The 5,636-nt window shown below is 54.4% G+C and carries 1 protein-coding gene, 2 tRNA genes and 3 rRNA genes; all 6 read left to right on the plus strand.

Annotated elements, in window-relative coordinates:
* The first annotated feature begins 265 nt into the window (after positions 1 to 265).
* Positions 266 to 1,754: ribosomal RNA gene (locus tag DY468_RS24185) — 16S ribosomal RNA — on the plus strand.
* Between the two features lie 203 nt (positions 1,755 to 1,957).
* Positions 1,958 to 2,034: transfer RNA gene (locus DY468_RS24190), tRNA-Ile, on the plus strand.
* Between the two features lie 33 nt (positions 2,035 to 2,067).
* A tRNA-Ala gene (locus tag DY468_RS24195) sits at positions 2,068 to 2,143 on the plus strand.
* A gap of 5 nt (positions 2,144 to 2,148) precedes the next feature.
* Positions 2,149 to 2,457 carry a hypothetical protein gene (locus tag DY468_RS24200; protein WP_164608115.1) on the plus strand — a complete coding sequence of 103 codons (309 nt, stop codon included), beginning with the start codon at positions 2,149 to 2,151 and terminating at the stop codon, positions 2,455 to 2,457.
* An 82-nt stretch (positions 2,458 to 2,539) separates the two neighbouring features.
* A 23S ribosomal RNA gene (locus DY468_RS24205) occupies positions 2,540 to 5,362 on the plus strand.
* Positions 5,363 to 5,436: 74 nt separating this feature from the next.
* Positions 5,437 to 5,551, plus strand: a 5S ribosomal RNA gene (rrf, locus tag DY468_RS24210).
* Together the 16S, 23S and 5S rRNA genes with 2 tRNA genes alongside form the textbook arrangement of a ribosomal RNA operon.
* Positions 5,552 to 5,636 lie beyond the last annotated feature (85 nt).

Below are 5,636 nucleotides of genomic sequence, written 5' to 3' on the forward strand. Positions count from 1 at the left end.
TGAGATCTTCGGGTCTCGGGCTGTTTGACAAGTGAAGAAGAAGAAAGAGAAACGTGGACGGCGAAGTCCTTGCGGGTCTCGGTTTTCGGAGGGCTTCGGCTTTCTGGGATTGAGACCGGACGAAAGACTTCGGCGGTACACGTTTTAAAGGAACACCATGTTCGCCAGCGCTGTGAAGCGCGGCGACGAGTTCTTGGTTTTCGGACCGAGGACGATGGTGGGACCTCGTCAAACGTTGTGATCAGCCGGTTTAAAGTTTCAAGTCCAACTTGAGAGTTTGATCCTGGCTCAGAGCGAACGCTGGCGGCAGGCTTAACACATGCAAGTCGAACGGGCGTAGCAATACGTCAGTGGCAGACGGGTGAGTAACGCGTGGGAACGTACCTTTTGGTTCGGAACAACTGAGGGAAACTTCAGCTAATACCGGATAAGCCCTTACGGGGAAAGATTTATCGCCGAAAGATCGGCCCGCGTCTGATTAGCTAGTTGGTGAGGTAATGGCTCACCAAGGCGACGATCAGTAGCTGGTCTGAGAGGATGATCAGCCACATTGGGACTGAGACACGGCCCAAACTCCTACGGGAGGCAGCAGTGGGGAATATTGGACAATGGGGGAAACCCTGATCCAGCCATGCCGCGTGAGTGATGAAGGCCCTAGGGTTGTAAAGCTCTTTTGTGCGGGAAGATAATGACGGTACCGCAAGAATAAGCCCCGGCTAACTTCGTGCCAGCAGCCGCGGTAATACGAAGGGGGCTAGCGTTGCTCGGAATCACTGGGCGTAAAGGGTGCGTAGGCGGGTTTCTAAGTCAGAGGTGAAAGCCTGGAGCTCAACTCCAGAACTGCCTTTGATACTGGAAGTCTTGAGTTCGGGAGAGGTGAGTGGAACTGCGAGTGTAGAGGTGAAATTCGTAGATATTCGCAAGAACACCAGTGGCGAAGGCGGCTCACTGGCCGGATACTGACGCTGAGGCACGAAAGCGTGGGGAGCAAACAGGATTAGATACCCTGGTAGTCCACGCCGTAAACGATGAATGCCAGCCGTTAGTGGGTTTACTCACTAGTGGCGCAGCTAACGCTTTAAGCATTCCGCCTGGGGAGTACGGTCGCAAGATTAAAACTCAAAGGAATTGACGGGGGCCCGCACAAGCGGTGGAGCATGTGGTTTAATTCGACGCAACGCGCAGAACCTTACCAGCCCTTGACATGTCCAGGACCGGTCGCAGAGACGTGACCTTCTCTTCGGAGCCTGGAGCACAGGTGCTGCATGGCTGTCGTCAGCTCGTGTCGTGAGATGTTGGGTTAAGTCCCGCAACGAGCGCAACCCCCGTCCTTAGTTGCTACCATTTAGTTGAGCACTCTAAGGAGACTGCCGGTGATAAGCCGCGAGGAAGGTGGGGATGACGTCAAGTCCTCATGGCCCTTACGGGCTGGGCTACACACGTGCTACAATGGCGGTGACAATGGGAAGCTAAGGGGCGACCCTTCGCAAATCTCAAAAAGCCGTCTCAGTTCGGATTGGGCTCTGCAACTCGAGCCCATGAAGTTGGAATCGCTAGTAATCGTGGATCAGCATGCCACGGTGAATACGTTCCCGGGCCTTGTACACACCGCCCGTCACACCATGGGAGTTGGCTTTACCTGAAGACGGTGCGCTAACCAGCAATGGAGGCAGCCGGCCACGGTAGGGTCAGCGACTGGGGTGAAGTCGTAACAAGGTAGCCGTAGGGGAACCTGCGGCTGGATCACCTCCTTTCTAAGGATGGGTCTTCAGTCTGCTCACGCAAACTATCGACCTGTTTTAGAAACATCAGAGGCTCTAAGTCATACGAGCCTCATTGGCGGGATTTCGCCGTCTTCGTTTCTCTTTCTTCGCGGACGAACACGCGCCTGGGGTGCGCGCAATTCGATCGGTGGGCGTGACGCCAACCGATGATTTGCTGCGGCCTCTCGTGCTGAGGGCTTGTAGCTCAGTTGGTTAGAGCGCGCGCTTGATAAGCGTGAGGTCGGAAGTTCAAGTCTTCCCAGGCCCACCATTTTGTCGAGCGCTGCATTCGTCTTCTGGTTACGGGGCCATAGCTCAGCTGGGAGAGCGCGTGCTTTGCAAGCATGAGGTCGTCGGTTCGATCCCGTCTGGCTCCACCAGATGGATGATCATCGTGATCTTGGCTCGCACCTCGTTGTTGTCATTCGGGCAGCGACGATGGTTTTTCGTCCGCAACTTGTATTCGCCGGCTTTGCGCAATGCGCAGCCTGGCGGGTTTTCTGACATCGTGAAGAGGAGATCGATCCGGGTTCGGGTCTTGTGGAGCAATCTGCGGGGCTTGATCGCGTATCTCCGGAGTGTTTTCGGCGCCTGGTTGTTGCAAGACGACCGGGTTGTAAAACGCTTCTTGTTGACGACGCTTGACCGCATCGTCATCGGGTCGATCTTACGAAGCAATAACTGGTCTTTCTAATCAGTGTCCGTTTGCAAGACGCGTCCTACGGGATGGCTTGCAAGTGCATTCTGCCGAGTGTGTGGACATTGATAATGAGAGCAATCAAGTGCCTTAAGGGTGTTCGACGGATGCCTTGGCGCTGAGAGGCGATGAAGGACGTGCTACGCTGCGATAAGCCATGGGGAGCTGCGAAGAAGCTTTGATCCGTGGATTTCCGAATGGGGAAACCCACCTTCGATAGCCGGAACTCCAAGGCCTTGTGTCTTGGTGAGAACCAAGCCGCGAGGTTTTGGATTTCCGGTTATCAAGAGAAGGTATGAGATCTCTGAATACATAGGAGGTTTCAAGCGAACCCAGGGAACTGAAACATCTAAGTACCTGGAGGAAAGGACATCAACCGAGACTCCGCTAGTAGTGGCGAGCGAACGCGGACCAGGCCAGTCATCAATGTGCGACAATTGGAATCTGTCAGGAAAGCAGAGCCTTAGAGGGTGATAGCCCCGTACAAGTAATTCAATCATTGATGCTCGAGTAAGGCGGGACACGTGAAATCCTGTCTGAACATGGGGGGACCACCCTCCAAGCCTAAGTACTCCTCAGCGACCGATAGTGAACCAGTACCGTGAGGGAAAGGTGAAAAGCACCCCGACGAGGGGAGTGAAATAGTTCCTGAAATCGGACACCTACAAACAGACGGAGCCCAAGATACGTTCTGGGTGACGTCGTACCTTTTGTATTATGGGCCAGCGACTTAATTTAACGAGCAAGCTTAAGCCGGTAGGTGTAGGCGCAGCGAAAGCGAGTCTGAATAGGGCGTCAAGTTCGTTGGATTAGACCCGAAACCTAGTGATCTAGCCATGAGCAGGTTGAAGGTGAGGTAACACTCACTGGAGGACCGAACGGGTGCCTGTTGAAAAAGGCTCCGATGACTTGTGGTTAGGGGTGAAAGGCCAATCAAACTGGGAAATAGCTGGTTCTCCGCGAAAGATATTTAGGTATCGCCTCGGACGAATACCTCAGGGGGTAGAGCACTGGATGGGCTAGGGGGACTTACCGTCTTACCAAACCCAACCAAACTCCGAATACCTGAGAGTACTATCCGGGAGTCACACGGCGGGTGCTAACGTCCGTCGTGGAGAGGGAAACAACCCTGACCTACAGCTAAGGCCCCCAATTCGTGGCTAAGTGGGAAAGGATGTGGAAATCCCAAAACAACCAGGAGGTTGGCTTAGAAGCAGCCATCCTTTAAAGAAAGCGTAACAGCTCACTGGTCTAAATAAGGGTTTCTGCGCCGAAGATGTAACGGGGCTCAAGCCACGAGCCGAAGCTTAGGGTGTGCGCAAGCACGCGGTAGCGGAGCGTTCTGTAAGCCTGCGAAGGGCGACCCGTGAGGGCGCCTGGAGGTATCAGAAGTGCGAATGCTGGCATGAGTAACGACAAACACTGTGAAAGACAGTGTCGCCGAAAGTCCAAGGGTTCCTGCGTAAAGTTAATCTTCGCAGGGTTAGCCGGTCCCTAAGGCGAGGCCGAAAGGCGTAGTCGATGGGAATCACGTGAATATTCGTGAGCCAGTGGATGGTGACGAATCCCTTATGTTGTTCGACCTTACTGGATTGGTCGGGCCTCGACGGGGTTCCAGGAAATAGCCTCCACATCAGACCGTACCCGAAACCGACACAGGTGGACTGGTAGAGTATACCAAGGCGCTTGAGAGAACGATGTTGAAGGAACTCGGCAATTTACCTCCGTAACTTCGGGATAAGGAGGCCTTCTGTTTGCGCAAGCAGGCAGGAGGGGCACAGACCAGGGGGTGGCAACTGTTTAACAAAAACACAGGGCTCTGCGAAATCGCAAGATGACGTATAGGGTCTGACGCCTGCCCGGTGCCGGAAGGTTAAGAGGAGGAGTGCAAGCTCTGAATTGAAGCCCCGGTAAACGGCGGCCGTAACTATAACGGTCCTAAGGTAGCGAAATTCCTTGTCGGGTAAGTTCCGACCTGCACGAATGGCGTAATGACTTCCCCGCTGTCTCCAACATCGACTCAGTGAAATTGAATTCCCCGTGAAGATGCGGGGTTCCTGCGGTCAGACGGAAAGACCCCGTGCACCTTTACTGTAGCTTTGCGCTGGTATTCGTGACTGTTTGTGTAGAATAGGTGGTAGGCTTTGAAGCTCGGGCGCCAGCTCGGGTGGAGCCGCAATGTGAAATACCACCCTAATGGTTATGGATATCTAACCGCGTTCCCTCAGCGGGATCCGGGACAGCGCATGGTGGGCAGTTTGACTGGGGCGGTCGCCTCCCAAAGAGTAACGGAGGCGTGCGACGGTAGGCTCAGAACGGTCGGAAATCGTTCGTCGAGTACAATGGCATAAGCCTGCCTGACTGCGAGACCAACAAGTCGAGCAGAGACGAAAGTCGGTCATAGTGATCCGGTGGTCCCGCGTGGATGGGCCATCGCTCAACGGATAAAAGGTACGCCGGGGATAACAGGCTGATGACGCCCAAGAGTCCATATCGACGGCGTCGTTTGGCACCTCGATGTCGGCTCATCACATCCTGGGGCTGGAGAAGGTCCCAAGGGTTCGGCTGTTCGCCGATTAAAGTGGTACGTGAGCTGGGTTCAGAACGTCGTGAGACAGTTCGGTCCCTATCTGCCGTGGGTGTTGGAATGTTGAGAGGATTTGTCCCTAGTACGAGAGGACCGGGATGAACGTACCTCTGGTGGAGCTGTTGTCGCGCCAGCGGCAGTGCAGCATAGCTATGTACGGACGGGATAACCGCTGAAAGCATCTAAGCGGGAAACCCACCTCAAAACGAGCATTCCCTTGAGAACCGTGGAAGACGACCACGTTGATAGGCCGGATGTGGAAGTGCGGCAACGCATGCAGCTTACCGGTACTAATCGTTCGATTGGCTTGATTGCTCTCATTATCAGTGTCCACCACACAAATGTGGTGACCAAACCAGATATTGCTTCGTGCTCTTGTCCTTCGCCGGCCTGGTGGTTCTAGCGAGGAGCCTGAACCCGTTCCCATCCCGAACACGGCCGTTAAACTCCTCAGCGCCAATGGTACTTCGTCTCAAGACGCGGGAGAGTAGGTCGCTGCCAGGCCTGCAAAGTACAAGAAATCCTCAAATCACGATGACAAGCAAACACACAAAACGCCGCCTCCAAAAGAGGCGGCGTTTTTTGCGTT

This window comes from Rhodopseudomonas sp. BR0M22 (assembly GCF_010907035.1).
Taxonomy (GTDB): Bacteria; Pseudomonadota; Alphaproteobacteria; order Rhizobiales; family Xanthobacteraceae; genus Rhodopseudomonas.